Source organism: Agrobacterium sp. CFBP2214 (assembly GCF_030209895.1).
GTDB lineage: Bacteria > Pseudomonadota > Alphaproteobacteria > Rhizobiales > Rhizobiaceae > Agrobacterium > Agrobacterium radiobacter.
On record NZ_JARVRC010000018.1, the window covers coordinates 1 to 17,111 of the forward strand.

The window sequence follows — 17,111 nt, forward strand, 5'->3', positions numbered from 1 at the left end:
CAGGGGACATTTTAACTTTGCGCAATGCGCGACATTCCAACCTTGCTGCCACATTCGTGGGTTGGTACATTCTATTTCCAAGTGCGACATGCCAGTGATTTCAATGGCTTCACTTTGGAGATTTTCGCATGTCCGGATGTTATTCGCAATTGACCCTCGCCGATCGTCGCCTTCTTCATCGTCTCGTTGATCAGAAAGTCACTATCAACGAGATGGCCCGCCGGCTCGGACGCCATAGGTCAACCATCTATCGCGAAATCCGTCGCAACACCTTCCATGACCGTGAGCTTCCCCAGTACACCGGTTACTTCGGGACGATCGCTGATCAACTGACCCGCGAGCGACGAAGACGCTTGCGCAAGCTGCGACGCCATCCGGATCTGCGAGCCGACGTCATCCGTCAACTCAAGGCTCGATGGTCTCCCGAGCAGATCGCCGGGCGTCTGCTGTCGGAGGGAATAAGCCCTGTTCGCGTGTCCGCCGAAACGATCTACCGGTTCATTTACAGCAAGGAAGATTATGCGCTCGGCCTCTATCAATACCTGCCGGAAGCGCGCCGCAAGCGTCGTCCTCTCCGCTCCAGAAAACCGCGCGATGGTGCTTTTCCAGCAAGCCATCGTATCGGCCAAAGGCCTGATTTCATTGGAAACAGATCGCAGTTTGGTCATTGGGAGGGCGACCTCATCATATTCGAGCGTCCGTTTGGCCATGCCAATGTCACATCACTCGTTGAGCGCAAAAGCCGCTATACCGTTCTGATCAAGAACCCGAGCCGGCACTCGCGTCCGATCATGGACAAAATCATTCGTGCATTCTCTTCCCTGCCCGCCTTCGCGCGTCAGAGCTTCACCTTTGATCGCGGTACGGAGTTTGCCGCATTCCGGGCTTTCGTTTCCTGCCGCCGGATACAGACCTCAGTCAAATGTCGCAGGCGACGCTTAACGAGTTCACACACATTCTCAACGACCAGCCGAGAAAGTGCCTGAACTAGAAAAATTGGCAGCGCGCGGAGCCGCGGGTCTCCGAGTGCGTCGCGAGCCCACGCAAAAAAGGTCGGCATTCGGCCCAGCAATCTTTAGTGGTCAGCTTCGTCATTCCTATGCGGAAATCTCTTCAAAAGTTTTTCAATTATTGCCCTGTCACCACCGTACCGATCCAGCACTTCGACTGCCTTGGCCAAGCTGACAGCGTACTCCTGCTGCAGTTGCTCGACGGTATATTGCCCGGTCTTGTCCTCTCGCATCGTGAGCCTCCTTACGACCCGAAAATGCGATTGCCCTGACATCGGTTCCATCAAAGCTTTCGTCCGAGGGACATACGTCGGTCCGATGGCTTGCTGTTCGAAACCGCCACGCGAACCGGGAAAAATGCACATTAGAGACATCCCGGGAACGGAGTGGGCGGCGGATGTGACCGTCCGTACAGGAGCTGCGGGGAACCAAGGCGGCAATTGCGCATTTGTCCCCTAGAGTAGTCAACAATCGGAAATCGGAGGAACCCCATGAAAACGCTTGCGGACATTTTTGAACACACATTGCAGGACGTCTATTATGCCGAGAACGCGATAACCAAAGCGTTGCCCAAAGTCGCGAAGGCCGCCAAGAACGCCGAGTTGAAGAGAGCGGCCGAAGATCACCTTGCGGAAACAAAGGAGCAGATCAAGAAACTCGATCAGGTTTTCAAATCCATTGGCAAAAAGGCCTCCGGTGAAAAATGCGACGCTATTGAAGGCTTGATCAAGGAAGCAGAAGGTCTCATGGAAGAGGCAGAAGGAACTGCACTGGACGCTGGCCTTCTTGCCGCGTGCCAGGCTGTTGAGCATTACGAAATCGCCCGCTACGGTTCGTTGCGCGAATGGGCCAAAGACCTCGGTCACGATGAAGCACACAAACTTCTGAGCGAAATCCTCGATCAGGAGAAAGCGACGAACAACAAGCTGACCAACCTTGCAGTGACAGCCATCAATAAAACCCCGGCCGCCAGGAAGGCTGCCTGAATCGTGGAAGTACTTGCGACGGTCTCCCCGCTTTTGGGGAGACTTTGTGTGTTCCAGCATCTAGGCGTTATGGTGCAAGCCTTGAGGCTGTCCTTGCTCGCGTGCCTCCTGACTTCTCGAGCCGACGTCTGCCCGATCTTCCGGCGTCCTACCTTCGGGTTGGTCGGCCTTGCGTCATAGTCCGGCAATGCCCGCGCTGCCGCTTCTATTGGTGGGCAACAATCTTTTTTCCAAACCGAAAAAACGTAACGGGCTCGCCAGAGGCACCAGATGGAGCGCAGCAAGGACGGGGGCGATTGGGAACATCTCGGAAAAAAGGCAAGGGGCTCCGCGCCCGCGATCCCCGCGCCTTCCAGTCAGGACATACATAGCCTGCCTTCGATTGCCGGGACTGATGTGACCGATATGCGCTGCAGTGACGGAAATACCGCCCGCCATCAGGCCAAACAGCATGCGGCATGAATGCGGGCGATCTGGCGCCACGGCACCATAAACTTAATGTGCCAAGGGCAAGGTAGTGCGATTTTCCGGGATCAGGCAGTTTGAAGGCGAGCGACGTCACGCCAAGTATCCAAGGCTGCTGTTCGCAGTTCGCGATGGTGAGCGGATGGAATATCGTGGCGGGGAATGTGAAAGAGGTTTGCGATCGGGTCGTGGATGGACACGAAACACTGAAGCTGTCGCGCTGACTTGAAGCGCTTCATGATCCTTTCCCTTCGTCGTACGGGCTGACGGGAGTTCTCCGCCCGATTGTTCAGTCCCTTGTGTGGACGATGCTCGACGCCGGGCATGATCTCCCGCTTCGCCGCGCCGTAGGAGCGCAGCTTGTCGGTGATCATCACACGCGGCGAACCGCTTTGCCCTTTCAGGATCTTGCGCATCAAACGTTTCGCAGCCTTGGCATTGCGGCGACTTTGCACCAGCGCGTCGAGAACAAAGCCATCCTGTTCAACGGCCCGCCAAAGCCAGTGTTTCTTTCCACCCATGGTGGTGACAACCTCATCAAGATCCATTTGTCGCCGAGCCTTCCGGCAGATCGCCTCCGGATATCATTGGCAAAGTGTCTACCGAATTTCTCAGCCCAGAGGCGCACGGTTTGATGAGAGACGATGACGCCCCGCGCTGCCAGCAGATCCTCGACCATCCGCAGGCTGAGCGGAAACCTGAAGTACAGCCAAACTGCAGGGGCAATCACCTCCGCTGTAAATCGGTGGCGACGATAAAGAGGATCACGGTTAAATCTGGTCATGCAGCCAGATCCCACAATTTGATCCATGTCCGGTTAACGTTACGATGCCCTTGAAAGGATCCGAACCGGCGGCCTTGCCTTTGTCATCAAGCTAGCTCGCGAGTTACGTCCAATATCAAGGCCTTAGACGACTCGCGGATGCCAAGTCTCCGGTTACATCATTGGAAATATCCTGAGGAACCAGTGGCTAGCTCTCAGACACGTGCAATCCAAAATTATAGAAGCCGAAACGCTTGCCCCAGAGCCGTCTAAAAAGGGTGAGATTTTCGAGATAACGACGGGCCATTGCCCCTTGATTCCTTCCCATTTGATAATTTATGTTGGCCTTGTTCTCAGGGCGGGGTGCAATTCCCCACCGGCGGTATCGGGATTTTTCCCGGAGCCCGCGAGCGCTTCCGGTCTCCAAAGCCGGAAGGTCAGCAGATCCGGTGAGAGGCCGGAGCCGACGGTATAGTCCGGATGGAAGAGGACAAGGCATAGGACGCTGGCGCGTGAGCTGGCTTCGCATTGCATTGTTCGCCCAAGGGATATTTGGCGCTTCTCGAAGCGCGAAAATGCCGCAAAACGGCATAACCCTTGAAAGGCTTGAAAGAAAATGACCATTGCTGGAATTGAAGACGCCATCGAAGCCATTTCCCGTGGCCAGATGGTGATTGTCGTTGACGACGAAGACCGCGAAAACGAAGGCGATGTCATCGCCGCCTCCGACAGCATTACCCCGCAGCAGATCGCCTTCATGATGAACCATGCGCGCGGGCTGATTTGCGTCGCCATGCCGGGCGAGCGACTGGATGCCCTCGACATTCCCTTGATGGTGTCGCGCAATACCGAATCCCTCAAGACAGCGTTCACCGTCTCGGTGGACTATATTCCGGGCACCACGACAGGCATTTCCGCCGCCGACCGGGCAAAGACCGTGCGCGCGCTGGTATCGGAGGATTCACGCCCCGAAGACTTCGCCCGCCCCGGCCATATCTTCCCGCTGCGCGCCAACCCGCAAGGCGTTCTCGGCCGCACCGGTCATACCGAAGCGGCCGTCGATCTTTGCCGTCTTGCGGGCAAATTCCCCTGCGGCACCATCTGCGAAGTCGCCAATGACGACGGCACCATGGCCCGCCTGCCCCAGCTCGAAGTCTTTGCCGAACGCCACGGCCTGCTCGTCGTGACGATCAAGGATCTCGTTTCTTACCTCAAGGGCGAGGTTGTCGAGGACGTGGTGCAGAAGCAGGTCGCCTGATCTGCGCTTCTTTGTTGTGAATACGAAAACGCCCGGTGCAAACCGGGCGTTTTTCATTCCGTGAGAGAACTCCAGCGCCGAGACCAAAACCTACCAGCAGCAGAAACCGCCATCCACCAGCAGGTCCACGCCCGTCACGAAGCTCGCCGCATCTGACAGCAAGAAGATCGCCGGGCCGACCATTTCATCCACGCCCGCCATGCGCTGCATCGGCGTCTGCTCTTCAAAGAGCTTGGTCTGGTGCACCATCTCCGGCCGCGTGTTCATCGGCGTCGCCGTGTAACCCGGCGAGATGGTATTGACGCGAATGCCGCGCCCCACCCACTCCATCGCCATGGATTTCGACATATGGATGACGCCCGCCTTCGAGGCGTTGTAATGGCACTGCATCAGCCCGCGATTGACAATGACGCCGGACATGGAAGCGATATTGACGATCGCGCCGCGGCCGTTCTTCAGCATGGCATTGGCTTCCGCCTGGCAGGACAGGAAAACGCCCTTCAGGTTGATATCCATCATCGTCTGGAACTGGCTTTCCTCCATCTCCTCGGCCGGATTGGCATTGGCGATACCGGCCGCATTGACGGCGAGCGAGAGCGCACCAAGCTCGGCTTCAGTGCGCGCAACCGCATCGGTCAGCGCCTGCTTGCTGGTGACGTCGGCAGCAATCTGGATCGACTTGCGTCCAGCCTTGGCGATGAAATCCGCCGTCTGCGCCAGACCATCATCGGTGCGGCGGTCGAGCAGCGCTACATTGGCGCCGGACTGGGCAAGGCCCATGGCGATCCGCTGGCCGATGCCGGAACCGGCACCGGTGACGAGCGCCACCTGCCCAGAAAGATCAAACAGTTTCGGCGCGTTGAGGGTGATGGTGGACATCTCTGTTTCCTTCTTCAGATGGTTGCCAGTTCCATGACCGAGACGTCGTTTGCTTCGTCGCGGCTGAGGATGCCGGCCTGTTTTCCCTGCGCCAGAACGAGAATGCGGTTCGAAACGCCCAGCACCTCTTCCAGATCGGAGCTGACGACGATGAGGGCCACGCCGCTCTTCGCCAGACCCACAATGATATCGTAAATACCTGCCCGCGCACCGACATCGATGCCGCGGGTCGGCTCATCAAGCACCACCACGCGCGGATTGCGGGCAAGCCATTTGGCAATGACCACCTTCTGCTGGTTGCCGCCGGAAAGATCCGAGGCCGGCTGTTCACTACGGCCCTTCACTCCGAATTTGGCGATGGCCTCTTTTGTGAAGGCGCGCTTGATACGCGGTGTGATCCAGCCGGTGCCGACGCGATCGAGATTGGCATAGATCAGATTTTCACCGATCTCGTGCTCCACCACCAGCCCCTGCAATTTGCGGTCTTCCGGCACCATGACGATGCCCTTGGCGATGGCATCAGCCGGGCTTTTCAGCGTCAGCACCTTGCCATCCAGCAGAACCTCACCAGCACTTGTCGGATCGGCACCGGAAATCGCACGCACCAACTCGGTGCGTCCCGCGCCGATCAGACCGGCAATGCCAAGGATTTCGCCGGCGCGAACGCCGAAGCTGATGTCGCGGAAGGCATTGGTCGCACTGGTCAGCCCCTTGACCTCCAGCACCACCTTGTCCTGCGGTTCAGGCAGCGCTGGGAACAAGCGCTCCAGCGAGCGGCCGACCATGCTTTCGACGATGGCGCGCACCGGCGTCGCGCTATCGGCAAATTCATGCACTCGCTCGCCGTCGCGCAATACGACGATGCGGTCGGTGATCTGTTTGATCTCTTCCATGCGGTGGGAAATATAGATGATGCCCACGCCCTCGGCGCGCAGCTTGCGCACCTGCTCGAACAGAGCCTGCGTCTCCGCGCCGCCAAGCGCCGCCGTCGGTTCGTCGAGGATCAGAAGCTTCGCGTCCAGCGCCAGAGCCTTGGCGATTTCGATCAGTTGCTGGTTGGCGGTCGAGAGACCGGCCACCTTGCGGGTTGCGGGAATGTGCAGGTTGAGGCGCGCCAATTGCTGTTGGGCCCGCCGCACCATTTGGGCACGGTCGACAACGCCGTTCTTCATCGGCCAGCGGCCAATGAAGACGTTTTCGGCAATGGAAAGCTCCGGCAGAAGCTTCAGCTCCTGGTGGATGAGAACGATGCCCTTGTCGATCGCCTCACGCGGCGACGACGGCGCATAGGGCTGGCCGCGCCATGCCATCGTACCCTCGGACGGCTCACGCGAACCGGCGATGATGCCTGATAGCGTGGACTTGCCCGCGCCGTTTTCACCCAGCAACGCCACCACTTCGCCGGCATGGACGTCGAGATCGACGTTTTTCAGAACCTCGAGCGGACCGTAACGTTTGCTGATGCCACGGAGCGAAAGAACCGGCTCGCGCATGACGGGACCTCCCAGGACACAATCGTGGCGAAGACGCACCACGGCTTTGCATCCGAAATTGCATAAAGACAAACTAATGAACGCCCCGCGCATCCGACCGGACGCGCGGGACAGCCGGATCAGGGATGGTTGGCGATGAAGCCTGCGACGTTTTCCTTGGTGGTCAGCGTCGCATCGGAGAGCTGCACGGCCGGAACCTTCTCGCCGCCGACGATCTTGACGGCCATCTCGACAGCCATGCGGCCCATCTTCTGGGTCTGCTGCGTCGCGGTCACGTCGAAGACGCCGTTCTTCAGCGCCTCAAGCGCTGCAGTATCGCCATCGAAGCCGCCGACAACGATCTTCTGCGAGGGGTTGGCAACCTTGATCGCCTGCGCCGCACCAAGCGCCAGACCGTCAGCCTGCGCAAAGACGATAGAGACATCAGGGTTAGCCTGCAGCAGGTTCTGCATGATCTGGAAGCCTTCGTCCTGGCTCCACATGTTGGACCACTGTTCGGCAACGACCTTCACGCCGGAATTGGCCTTGACCGATTCCATGCAGCCCTTGGTACGGTCGACTTCAGGCGTGGTGCCCTTCTGGCCGTGGATGATGACCATCTTGCCCGAGCCACCGGCCTGCTTGATGATGTAATCGCACACCGACTTAGCGGAAGCGACGGAATCGGTGGCGAGGAAGGTATCGCCTGGGGCGCCATCAGCATTACGGTCGATGTTGATGACGGGAACACCGGCGGCTTTCGCAAGCTTTACCGGAACGGTCGCGGCAGCGGCACCGGCCGGAATATAGATCAGCGCGTCGATGTTCTGGGTCAGCAGATCCTGGATCTGGTTGACCTGCGTCGGGCCATCGCCCTTGGCATCCACTGTGACGACGCTGATACCGCGCGTCTTGGCTTCGGCTTCGACGGCCTGCTTGATCTGGTTGAAGAAGTTCGCCTGCAGATTGGCGACGGCAAGGCCGATCTTCTTGACTTCAGCGGCGTTGGCGGAACCGAGCGACAGGGCGAGAAGGGCGGCGGATGTCAGCAGAATGCGTGAAAATTTCATGATTATTCCTCCATTTGTTGATTGTTGACCTTCGGGCAGATTAAACCTCCTCCCCTCCGGCCGTTTTTCACGCCTCCCATGCCGGGAGGGTCGTTTATTGCGCGGACGGCTCAACACCATCCGTAGGCAAATTCAGCTTCTGCGGCGACGCAAAGTTTCAGCGCCCACGGCCAGCACGATGACCACACCGATGATGACCTGCTGCAAAAAGGGAGAAACGTTGAGCAGATTGAGGCCATTGCGCAGCACGCCGATGATCAGCACGCCGATAAGGGTTCCGCCGATGCCGCCCGCACCACCTGAAAGCGAGGTTCCGCCGATGACGACCGCCGCAATCGTATCCAGCTCGTAACCGAAGCCGCTGGAGGGCTGCACCGAGTCGAGACGTGCCGCAAGAACGATGCCCGCGAGACCGGCCAGAACCGCGCAGGCGACATAAACGCAGATGGTGACCAGCGGCACGTTGATGCCGGCAAGACGCGCCACTTCCGGGTTGCCGCCAACAGCATAGACGGTGCGGCCCTCCGCGCGGAAGCGCAGGAAAGCCCAGGAAATCAGCACCACGACCAGCATCAAAAGCACGGTTGCGGTCAGCACGCCGAAATGGCGGTCGATCGCGAGCATCATGAACCAGTCAGGGAAACCGACGATCTGCTGGCCGTCCGTGATCATATTGGCAAGGCCGCGCGCCACAGACATCATGGCAAGCGTGGCGATAAAGGCCGGCACCCGGAAGGCGGTGACCAGAATGCCGACGACGAGACCGCAGGCGGCCGATGCAATCAGCGCCAGCACGATGGCCATGCCCATCGGCATGCCCGCGACATTGGCCGTCCAGCCCATGATCATCATCGAAAGCGCCAGAACTGAACCGACAGACAGATCGATACCGCCGAGCAGGATCACGAAGGTCATGCCAACGGCCATGATGCCGAGAACGGTGATCTGGTCGAGAATGTTGAGCCCGTTTCGAAGCGACAGGAAATTCTCGCTGGCGAAGGTCAAAAACACGCAGAGCAGCAGCAGGCCCAAAAGAGGCCCGGTCGCACCGCTCAGCCAGGCAAGCGGGCTCCTAGTGTGCGTGACACCCTCATTGCGTTCAAGCGCGGACATGGCTCCTCCCGATGACTGTCTTGCATTTTTTAAACCGATTAGAATAATTATTCATCATCGGTGAAAGATGCATAAGCCAGTTCCGAGAAGCTTGTCAATAGGCTTGGATAGCGAGATGGGCCCTGCGGAAGCTGCGATAACTGAGGCCCTCCACCTCCCCACCTCATTCCTGTGCCCGCCACAGAAATCCAGCCGACGCGCGTCTGCGCCGCGATAATAGCCCTTTCAGACCAGGAGCCCGGGCTGACTGGATTCCTGTGACGAGCACAGGAATGAGAGTGGCAGGTGCTCTTCACCATGAATGCGAATGCAGCGGCAAAAATAACCAGCACGGAACGAAACAAGAGAATCCGCAATTCCGGCTTGACAGAAACGCCATCTTTGCAATTATATAAATAGCTGTATAAATATTCACACGCATGTTTTGAAGAGGATTCCATGCAGTCCCAGGAGCTAGAGCGCATTGCGCGCCAGATTCGCCTTCGCGACGTACAGGCTGTTTTTGAAGCGGGTGCGGGCCACGTCGGCGGCGAAATGTCCGCCATCGACATCATGACGGCCCTTTATTTCCGCGTCCTGCGCATCTGGCCGGATGATCCGAAGAACCCTGCCCGCGACCGTTTCGTGCTGTCGAAAGGCCATACGGCCTGCGCGCTTTATGTGACGCTCGCCAAGCGCGGCTTCATCCCGGAAGAGGAAATCTCGACCTTTCTGCAGCCGAATTCGCGTCTCAACGGCCATCCGAACTGTAACAAGGTGCCGGGCGTCGAAACCAATACCGGCCCGCTCGGTCACGGGCTGCCGGTTGCCGTCGGCATGGCCAAGGCGGCCAAGCTTTCCGGTGCAGACTACCACACCTATGTGATGACCGGTGACGGCGAGATGCAGGAAGGCTCCAACTGGGAAGCCATCATGTCCGCCGCACAATTCGGCCTGAACAACCTGACGCTGGTCATCGACCACAACCGCTTCCAGCAGGGCGCAGCACTCTCGGATACCAATGATGTCGCGCCGCTTCGCCCGAAGCTCGAGGCTTTCGGCTGGGAAGTGAGTGAAATCAACGGCAACGCCATGGCGGAAGTCGTGCCGGCGCTGGAGCATCGCGGCAATCGCCCGCATTGCATCGTCGCCCACACCAACAAGGGTCACGGCATTTCCTTCATGCAGGACCGCGTCGACTGGCACCATAAGGTTCCGAGTAGGGAACAATATGAAATCGCCGTCGAAGAACTTTCGGAGGCATTGTGATGAACGCGCCCGTAACCGCCGCCAAGCTTTATGACTGCCGCGATGCCTTCGCCGAAACGCTGGAGGCGCTGGCCGCCGCAAACGACAAAGTCGTCGCCGTCTGCAACGATTCGGTCGGCTCTTCAAAGCTCGGCGGCTTCAAGTCCAAATTCCCCGAACGCCTCGTCAATGTCGGCATCGCCGAACAGAACATGGTCGGCGTCGGCGCCGGTCTCGCCAATGGCGGGCAATTGCCCTTCGTCTGCGGCGCATCATGCTTCCTCACTGGCCGCGCTCTGGAACAGATCAAGGCCGACCTTGCCTATTCCAACGCCAATGTGAAGCTCATCGGCATATCCTCCGGCATGGCCTATGGCGAACTGGGCCCGACGCACCACTCCATTGAGGATTTTGCCTGGACCCGCGTTCTGCCGAACCTGCCTGTCATCGCCCCCTGCGACCGCATCGAGACGGCCGCAGCCGTCAAATGGGCGGCGGACTATGCCGGTCCCTGCTTCCTGCGCCTGTCGCGTGTCGGCGTGCCGGATCTTCTGCCGGAAGGCCATGTCTTCGAACTCGGCCGCGCCAACCTGCTGCGCGAGGGTTCCGACCTGACGTTGATCGCCAATGGCACGCTGACCCACCGCATGGTAAAGGCCGCCGACATCCTGTTGACCCGTGGCATCAAGGCGCGGGCACTGAACATGGCGACCGTGCGCCCTATCGACGAGGCGGCTATCGTCACTGCCGCGAAGGAAACCGGCGCGATCCTGACGGCCGAGGAACATTCGATCTTCGGCGGCCTCGGCTCCGCCATCGCCGAAGTCGTGGTCGATCAGGCCCCCGTGCCCATGAAACGCCTCGGCGTTCCCGGCGTCTTTGCCCATACCGGTTCCGCCGAATGGCTGCTCGATGAATTCGGCATGGCACCCGTGGCAATAGCTGATGCGGCTGAAGCGTTGATCAAGAGAAAGTAAGTCTCCTCCCAGGGTCGTCGCGTGTCTTCGGATGCGCGGCGACACCCTTTTTGCAATATCGTCGTTTAATCACCGCAAGGCCGAAACGAAAAACTGCCGACGAAAGACTCCCATGATGCGCGCTATTCTTTCCATCGATCAGGGCACCACCAATTCCAAGGCCATTCTCGTCTCGGAAAGCGGAGAGTTGCTGGCGCGCGGCTCATCACCGGTCGGCATCGCCTATCCGCAGCCCGGCTGGGTGGAACAGGAGCCAAACCGCATCTGGGCCTCGGTCCGTGCGGCAATCTCGGCCTGCCTTGCCGCCTCGCCCTCTGACGTCAATGTCGCGGCCATCGCGATTTCCAACCAGCGCGAATCCGTGACCATCTGGGACGGCGAAACCGGCGAACCGCTCGGCCCGGTGCTCAGCTGGCAATGCCGCCGCACCGCACAGGATTGCGCCGAACTGATCGAAAATGGCCATTCCGGGCGCGTCATGGCGCTGACCGGCCTGCCGATCGATCCGATGTTCCCGGGCGCAAAAATGCGCTGGCTTCTGGAGCGCGCACCGAAGGGCCGCAGGCTTCGCCTCGGGACAATCGATAGCTGGCTCATCCATTGCTTCACCGGCGGCAAGGTGCATGCCTGCGACGCCTCCAATGCCGCCCGCAGCCAGCTGCTCGATCTCAACCGCCAGCTCTGGAGCGAGGAGCTTTGCGACCTCTTCCGCATCGATATCAACGCCCTGCCCGACCTGCGCGACAGCAGCGGCGAATTCGGCGTAACGCTCGGCGTTCCCGGCATCAAGGACGGCACGCCGATCCTCGCGGCAATAGGCGACAGCCACGCCGCCCTCTTCGGCCATGGCGCCTTCAACCCCGGCGACGGCAAGGTGACCTTCGGCACCGGCTCATCGGTCATGACGACCCTGCCGCATTTCATCGCGCCCGAACGTGGCATCACCACCACCGTTGCATGGCGACTAGGTGGCAAACCGACCTTCGCCTTTGAAGGCAATATTCTCGTTTCGGCCGCCTCCCTGCCCTGGATGACGGAGATTCTCGGCCTGCCCGATGTCGCCGCGCTGGTGGAACTTGCTGCCACCGCCGAGCCAAATGGCCCCGGTTTCGTACCGGCCTTCGTCGGCCTCGGCGCGCCCTATTGGGATACGAATGCGCGAGCGCTTTTCTCCCAGATCAATTTCAGCACCACCCGTGCCCAGATGGCCCGCGCCGTCACCGATTCCATCGCCTTTCAGGTCCATGACGTCTTCGCCGCCATGCGCGCGCAGTCGCCTTCCGGCTTCGGGCGGCTGTTCGTGGATGGCGGGCCGAGCCAGAACCGTTTCCTGATGCAATGCGTCGCAGACATGCTGGAACAACCGGTCATCCAGCGCGATGCGCCGGAAGCTTCCGCACTGGGTGCGGCCTATCTCGCCGGCCTCTCCCTCGGTTTCTGGAACGATCTCAAGACCGTCGCTGACCTTGCAAGCCAAGGCAACACCATCGCGCCTGCCAACAGCGAAAGCCGGCAGCAGCTCGGCATCTGGCGCGACGCGATTGCCCGCTCGACCTTGCCTGTAACCTCGGGTAATGGTGAATAAAAATTCACTCTGGAGGGCTTATGGGCAGGTTAAACGAACTTCGAATGATTTCCCGCGTAGCGCAGATGTATTTCAGCGAACAAAAGCGTCAGGCGGAAATCGCCCAGCATCTCAATCTTTCGCAGGCGACCGTCTCGCGTATGCTGAAGCGCGCCGAGGCAGAAGGCATCGTGCGCACCAGCATCATTCCACCGCCCGGCACCTATGGCGATCTGGAAGAACAGCTTCGCGACCGTTTCGACCTGCCGGAAGCCATCGTCGTCGATTGCAGCGAGGATCGTGACGGCGCCATCATGGCCCGTATTGGCGAGGCGGCGGCGCATTTCCTCGAGGTGACACTATCGCAGAACGAGATCATCGGCGTTTCCAGCTGGAGCCAGACGATCTTCAAGATGGTGGAAAACATCCACCCTCTTAAGGGCGCCAAGGCGCGTTATATCGTCCAGACGCTGGGCGGCATGGGCGACCCATCGGTACAGACGCACGCGACCCAGATCACCACGCGTCTGGCGCGGCTGACGGAGGCCGAACCGAAACTGCTGCCAGTGCCGGGGGTCGCAACCTCACGGGAAGCAAAGCTTCTGATGCTTGCCGATCCCTTCGTGCGCGAGACCATCGATCTCTTCGGGTCGATCACGCTCGCCGTCGTCGGTATTGGTGCAGTCGAGCCGTCTGAGCTTCTTGCGCGTTCCGGCAACATTTTTTCCGCCAAGGAACTTGCCGATCTCGCCCAGGCGGGTGCCGTGGGCGACATATCGCTCCGGTTCTTCGACAAGGAGGGAAAGCCGGTGAAGACGCCGCTCGACGACCGGGTCATCGGCCTGCCGCTCGAAAACCTCTCCAATGTCGACCGTGTCATTGCGCTGGCCGGCGGTTCGAAAAAGACCGAGGCAATTGCCGGAGCACTCAGAACCGGTGTGATTGACGTGCTCGTCACCGACAAATTCACCGCCGAACGACTGGTCGGCAAGGAAACATAGCCAAAATCCCATAAAGGAGGAGACATGAGGCGCTTTGAAGGTCAATCCGTATTCGTGACCGGAGGCAACAAGGGGATCGGTTACGGCATCGCCCGCCGTTTTGCTGAGGAAGGCGCAAAAGTCGCCATCGCCTCTGTCGACAAGGACACGCAGGATGCCGCCAAAAAACTTGCTGACGAGACCGGCGTCGCCACCCATGGCGTGATCCTCGATGTTCGGGACGCGGCAGCGGTACGCGAGGCCTATGGCGCCGCCGAAGAGGCGATCGGCCCGCTTTCCATCTCCGTCCAGAACGCCGGCGTCATCACCATTTCGAAGATCGAAGAGCTGACGCAGGAACAGTGGGATTTCAATCTCGACGTCAATACCAAGGGCGCGTTCCTCTGCTGCCAGGAGGCGATCCGCCGCTTCCGCGCAAGCGGCACCAGGGGCCGCCTCGTCAATACTGCGTCCGGTCAGGCGCGTCAGGGCTTCATTTACACCCCGCATTACGCCGCCTCGAAGTTCGGCGTCGTCGGCCTGACGCAAAGCCTTGCCAAGGAACTGGCACCGGAGGGCATCACCGTCAACGCCATTTGCCCCGGCATCATCCACACCGAAATGTGGGACTATAATGACCGTGTGTGGGGCCAGATGCTCGGCGATTACAAGCCCGGCGAACTGATGGCCGAATGGGTGCGCAACATTCCCATGCGCCGCGCCGGAACGCCTGCCGAAGTGGCGGCACTGGTCGCGTTTCTGACTTCCGAAGATGCGGCCTACATCACGGGCCAGACAATCAACGTCGATGGCGGGTTGATCATGTCGTAAGAGGCCTTGGTGAGTGCCAGTTTCGGAAACCTGGACATTCAACCGACTTCGCGCAATTCGAATTTCTTGCGCGGACTTTCGGATGGCCGTGATCGCCGGCTGGTCGACATCTGGCCGCGCGATCGTCAGCGTTTCACGTGCGTGATACAACAGTCTCGACCCATCGTACTTCAAGGCGCGCTTTCCGAAGAAGCCCTGCCTGGCTTCAAGAGCGCGGCAGAATTCCATACTCTAATCGACACGCTCTACCGGGGGTATATCTAAAAGCTGTAGCAGGCAACGAGGTCTTAACGACGTTGGGGCCGCGAGGTGTCCGCTGTCACGTGATCGTACGAATGGGCAAATTTCAAGTCGTCCACCTTGACGAGATTCGAACCCAAGCACCCGGCAGAATAACCATATCCAATTGATTTCCTTTGTTAGACTGGATATCCACGCTTCTTATTAAGCGTTCTTTTCCCGCAAGAGGACTCGGGACTTTTCTATTTCATCAGCCGGTAGAATGCCGAACGTGCGATGGACGGAAGGTTGATATTGCCTCTGGACGGCATCAACGCCCGCTGTGATCGCACTTCTCCAGGATGCGCCTCTGCCCCATGCTTCGCGAAGAGCATCTGCCAGATCGCGGCCAGCTCCGGTTTCCTGCAACGCCTCAAACAGCATTCCGGCCTGACGCAAGTCCTTTTCTTTCTTTGCCCTTCCACCGGCGTCATCTTGACGCCGACCGGCCACGATCAGTTTGTGAACGGCGAACCGTGATGGATCGGGCACCACGACCGAGACACCGGCACCATGCAGCAAGATCGTTCGCACCGGATCACGGATGAGGAAGTCCATATATCGCAGAGGTTCGGCAGACGCGCCGCCGAGAGCCGGCATTTGCGCCGGTTGATCCGCGTAATCTTCCGATCCCCGGTTTGTCGTCAGGAACTCTACTCGGTAACCGGTCGAGTTGCGGAAAGCATTGGAGCGAGGGGAACCAGAAACATGAGGTACGGCCCGGAATGACGGATCGATGGACTGAAGGAGAGCGACAATCGGCGGAATTGAATCTTCGACCTCGCTCGAGATCGCGTAATCTTGAGCCAGATCCGCGTCACCTGTCAGGATCGCAGCCATAGGCAGGCGGATACCGAGATGGGCCGCATAACATTGGAACGCGACTGTGCCGACGAGGACACCACGGAGCCGGAATAACCCAGCCGATGCCAACGTCTCAACAACTGTGCCTGTGAAGCGATCCGGAGCAATCAGACCCGCTTCGCGCGTCAGTGCCGCCACCATCTTTCGACGGTTCTGGTAATCATCCTTTTCGCCCCTGAAGGCTTGAACCCGGGTTGTGATTTCGTCATCATCAGCAGGGCCGACATAGCGCCGCTTTTGACCACCTTTGCCATCCGGTTGGTCGAAGTACCAGTATGAGCGATTGTCGACCTTGACCGAAACAAAGCGACCAGTGGGTGGGAAATCGGCCGACCACTGCGCATCAAAAGTCCGTTGCTGCAACTCCGCGACCATCGTTCGGAACATGAGGTCGATTTGCTTCATTTGAGGCGCCTTATAACATTTCCTCAAATCTAGTATAGTCAATCGATTTACGCAACTCCACAAGCCATTTTATCATTGTCGACAAGGATGGCAACGTGGTCTCGATGACGACGACGATCGAAAACGGGTTCGGTTCGCGTCTGATGACGAACGGTTTCCTGCTCAATAACGAGTTGACGGACTTCTCTTTCAAGACCCATGACGGCGGCCTGCCGGTCGCCAACCGCGTTGAGCCCGGCAAACGCCCACCCTCCTCGATGGCTCCGACTATCGTGATGAAGGATGGAAAGCCGCTGCTTGCAATTGGTTCACCCGGTGGCAGTCAGATCATTGGTTACGTGGCGCAGGCACTGATCGCCTATATTGACTGGGGCGTGCCGGTTGAAGCGATTGTCGCCCAGCCGCATCTCGTCAACCGGTTCGGCATTTATGACATAGAGGCCGGCACCAGTGCGGACGAACTGGTCGCCCCCTGAAGGCGATGGGTTACGAGGTAAAGGCGGGTGAGATGAACTCCGGTTTGCATGCTATCGAGATGACCCCCAGGGTTTGGCTGGCAGCGCCGATCCACGACGGGAAGGCGTAGCTGTAGGGGACTGAGCCTTTACGAAAATTGAAACTTCGCCAGTCCACACCCCCGAAGCATGGGGCAGAGTTCACCAACCTGTTCGGGTCGATACCCGTCCGCATACGGTGGCACCCGGACGCGTTGGACCATCGTAGTTGTCATCAAGGCCGTGCAAATTATCCTGGGCGGCACGATGCCATTACTGCTTCTTCGCATAGACGTCTGCGGCGCGACGACGGCCTACATCACATACCTGCACCGGGCGCGGGTCCCTAACGATCTTTGCCGGTAGGCGCAGAAGCGGGATCGGTGGCCTTTCAACGGCTCGGACCGTCTCACCGGGGGAACGATGATCGCACGGGCGCAGGAATATGCCGCACCCCAGCTGTCGGCGGCTGCC

14 protein-coding genes, 3 pseudogenes and 1 riboswitch are annotated in these 17,111 nt (G+C 59.2%); of the genes and pseudogenes, 10 read left to right on the plus strand and 7 right to left on the minus strand.

The window, feature by feature from the left end; genetic code table 11:
- The first annotated feature begins 128 nt into the window (after window positions 1-128).
- Window positions 129-991: pseudogene (locus QRN60_RS23840) on the plus strand (IS30 family transposase).
- An 84-nt stretch (window positions 992-1,075) separates the two neighbouring features.
- On the opposite strand, the gene QRN60_RS23845 reads toward QRN60_RS23840, so the two are convergent.
- A complete protein-coding gene (locus tag QRN60_RS23845; RefSeq protein WP_284767046.1) occupies window positions 1,076-1,243 on the minus strand; it encodes a hypothetical protein in 168 nt (55 codons plus the stop codon).
- Window positions 1,244-1,501: 258 nt separating this feature from the next.
- On the opposite strand from QRN60_RS23845, the gene QRN60_RS23850 reads away from it, so the two are divergent.
- Entirely contained in the window at window positions 1,502-1,996 is a 495-nt protein-coding gene (locus QRN60_RS23850) for a ferritin-like domain-containing protein (protein ID WP_020808108.1), read from the plus strand.
- Between the two features lie 533 nt (window positions 1,997-2,529).
- On the opposite strand, the pseudogene QRN60_RS23855 reads toward QRN60_RS23850, so the two are convergent.
- Window positions 2,530-3,245: pseudogene (locus tag QRN60_RS23855) on the minus strand (IS6 family transposase).
- A 324-nt stretch (window positions 3,246-3,569) separates the two neighbouring features.
- A riboswitch (FMN riboswitch) is annotated at window positions 3,570-3,720 on the plus strand.
- Between the two features lie 120 nt (window positions 3,721-3,840).
- Between QRN60_RS23855 and ribB the strand changes: the two are divergent.
- Entirely contained in the window at window positions 3,841-4,482 is a 642-nt protein-coding gene (gene ribB, locus QRN60_RS23860; RefSeq protein ID WP_112997700.1) for a 3,4-dihydroxy-2-butanone-4-phosphate synthase, read from the plus strand.
- Window positions 4,483-4,572: 90 nt separating this feature from the next.
- Here ribB and QRN60_RS23865 read toward each other — a convergent pair whose 3' ends face one another.
- The 4 genes from QRN60_RS23865 to QRN60_RS23880 form a co-directional block, all read right to left on the minus strand.
- Window positions 4,573-5,361, minus strand: coding sequence for an SDR family oxidoreductase (locus tag QRN60_RS23865; RefSeq protein ID WP_060726654.1), 789 nt, complete (start codon window positions 5,359-5,361; stop codon window positions 4,573-4,575).
- A 14-nt stretch (window positions 5,362-5,375) separates the two neighbouring features.
- Window positions 5,376-6,854 (minus strand): sugar ABC transporter ATP-binding protein, encoded by a 1,479-nt coding sequence (locus tag QRN60_RS23870; protein ID WP_087744378.1) that lies wholly within the window; start codon window positions 6,852-6,854, stop codon window positions 5,376-5,378.
- Window positions 6,855-6,973: 119 nt separating this feature from the next.
- The gene (locus tag QRN60_RS23875) at window positions 6,974-7,903 is read right to left on the minus strand and encodes a sugar ABC transporter substrate-binding protein (protein ID WP_060726652.1); all 930 of its coding nucleotides are present in this window, start codon (window positions 7,901-7,903) and stop codon (window positions 6,974-6,976) included.
- 132 nt (window positions 7,904-8,035) lie between these two features.
- Window positions 8,036-9,016, minus strand: coding sequence for an ABC transporter permease (locus QRN60_RS23880; protein ID WP_060726651.1), 981 nt, complete (start codon window positions 9,014-9,016; stop codon window positions 8,036-8,038).
- A 438-nt stretch (window positions 9,017-9,454) separates the two neighbouring features.
- Here QRN60_RS23880 and QRN60_RS23885 point away from each other — a divergent pair, with 438 nt between their 5' ends.
- The 6 genes from QRN60_RS23885 to QRN60_RS23910 all read left to right on the plus strand — a co-directional run bounded on the left by QRN60_RS23885 (window position 9,455) and on the right by QRN60_RS23910 (window position 14,859).
- Window positions 9,455-10,264, plus strand: coding sequence for a transketolase (locus tag QRN60_RS23885; RefSeq protein WP_129567409.1), 810 nt, complete (start codon window positions 9,455-9,457; stop codon window positions 10,262-10,264).
- Entirely contained in the window at window positions 10,264-11,220 is a 957-nt protein-coding gene (locus QRN60_RS23890) for a transketolase family protein (protein ID WP_087744382.1), read from the plus strand. The genes QRN60_RS23885 and QRN60_RS23890 overlap by 1 nt, the downstream gene beginning before the upstream one ends.
- A 115-nt stretch (window positions 11,221-11,335) precedes the next feature.
- A complete protein-coding gene (locus tag QRN60_RS23895) occupies window positions 11,336-12,805 on the plus strand; it encodes an FGGY family carbohydrate kinase (protein WP_087744460.1) in 1,470 nt (489 codons plus the stop codon).
- 20 nt (window positions 12,806-12,825) lie between these two features.
- Complete coding sequence (locus tag QRN60_RS23900) at window positions 12,826-13,785, plus strand: sugar-binding transcriptional regulator (RefSeq protein WP_060726648.1); 960 nt, start codon at window positions 12,826-12,828, stop codon at window positions 13,783-13,785.
- Between the two features lie 24 nt (window positions 13,786-13,809).
- The gene (locus QRN60_RS23905) at window positions 13,810-14,595 is read left to right on the plus strand and encodes an SDR family oxidoreductase (RefSeq protein ID WP_060726647.1); all 786 of its coding nucleotides are present in this window, start codon (window positions 13,810-13,812) and stop codon (window positions 14,593-14,595) included.
- A gap of 9 nt (window positions 14,596-14,604) precedes the next feature.
- Window positions 14,605-14,859 (plus strand): hypothetical protein, encoded by a 255-nt coding sequence (locus QRN60_RS23910; RefSeq protein WP_162686303.1) that lies wholly within the window; start codon window positions 14,605-14,607, stop codon window positions 14,857-14,859.
- 180 nt (window positions 14,860-15,039) lie between these two features.
- Here QRN60_RS23910 and QRN60_RS23915 read toward each other — a convergent pair whose 3' ends face one another.
- Entirely contained in the window at window positions 15,040-16,143 is a 1,104-nt protein-coding gene (locus QRN60_RS23915) for a nucleotidyltransferase family protein (RefSeq protein WP_060726646.1), read from the minus strand.
- A gap of 56 nt (window positions 16,144-16,199) precedes the next feature.
- Between QRN60_RS23915 and QRN60_RS23920 the strand changes: the two are divergent.
- A pseudogene (locus QRN60_RS23920) lies at window positions 16,200-16,743 on the plus strand (gamma-glutamyltransferase); the annotation flags it as partial.
- Between the last annotated feature and the right edge of the window lie 368 nt (window positions 16,744-17,111).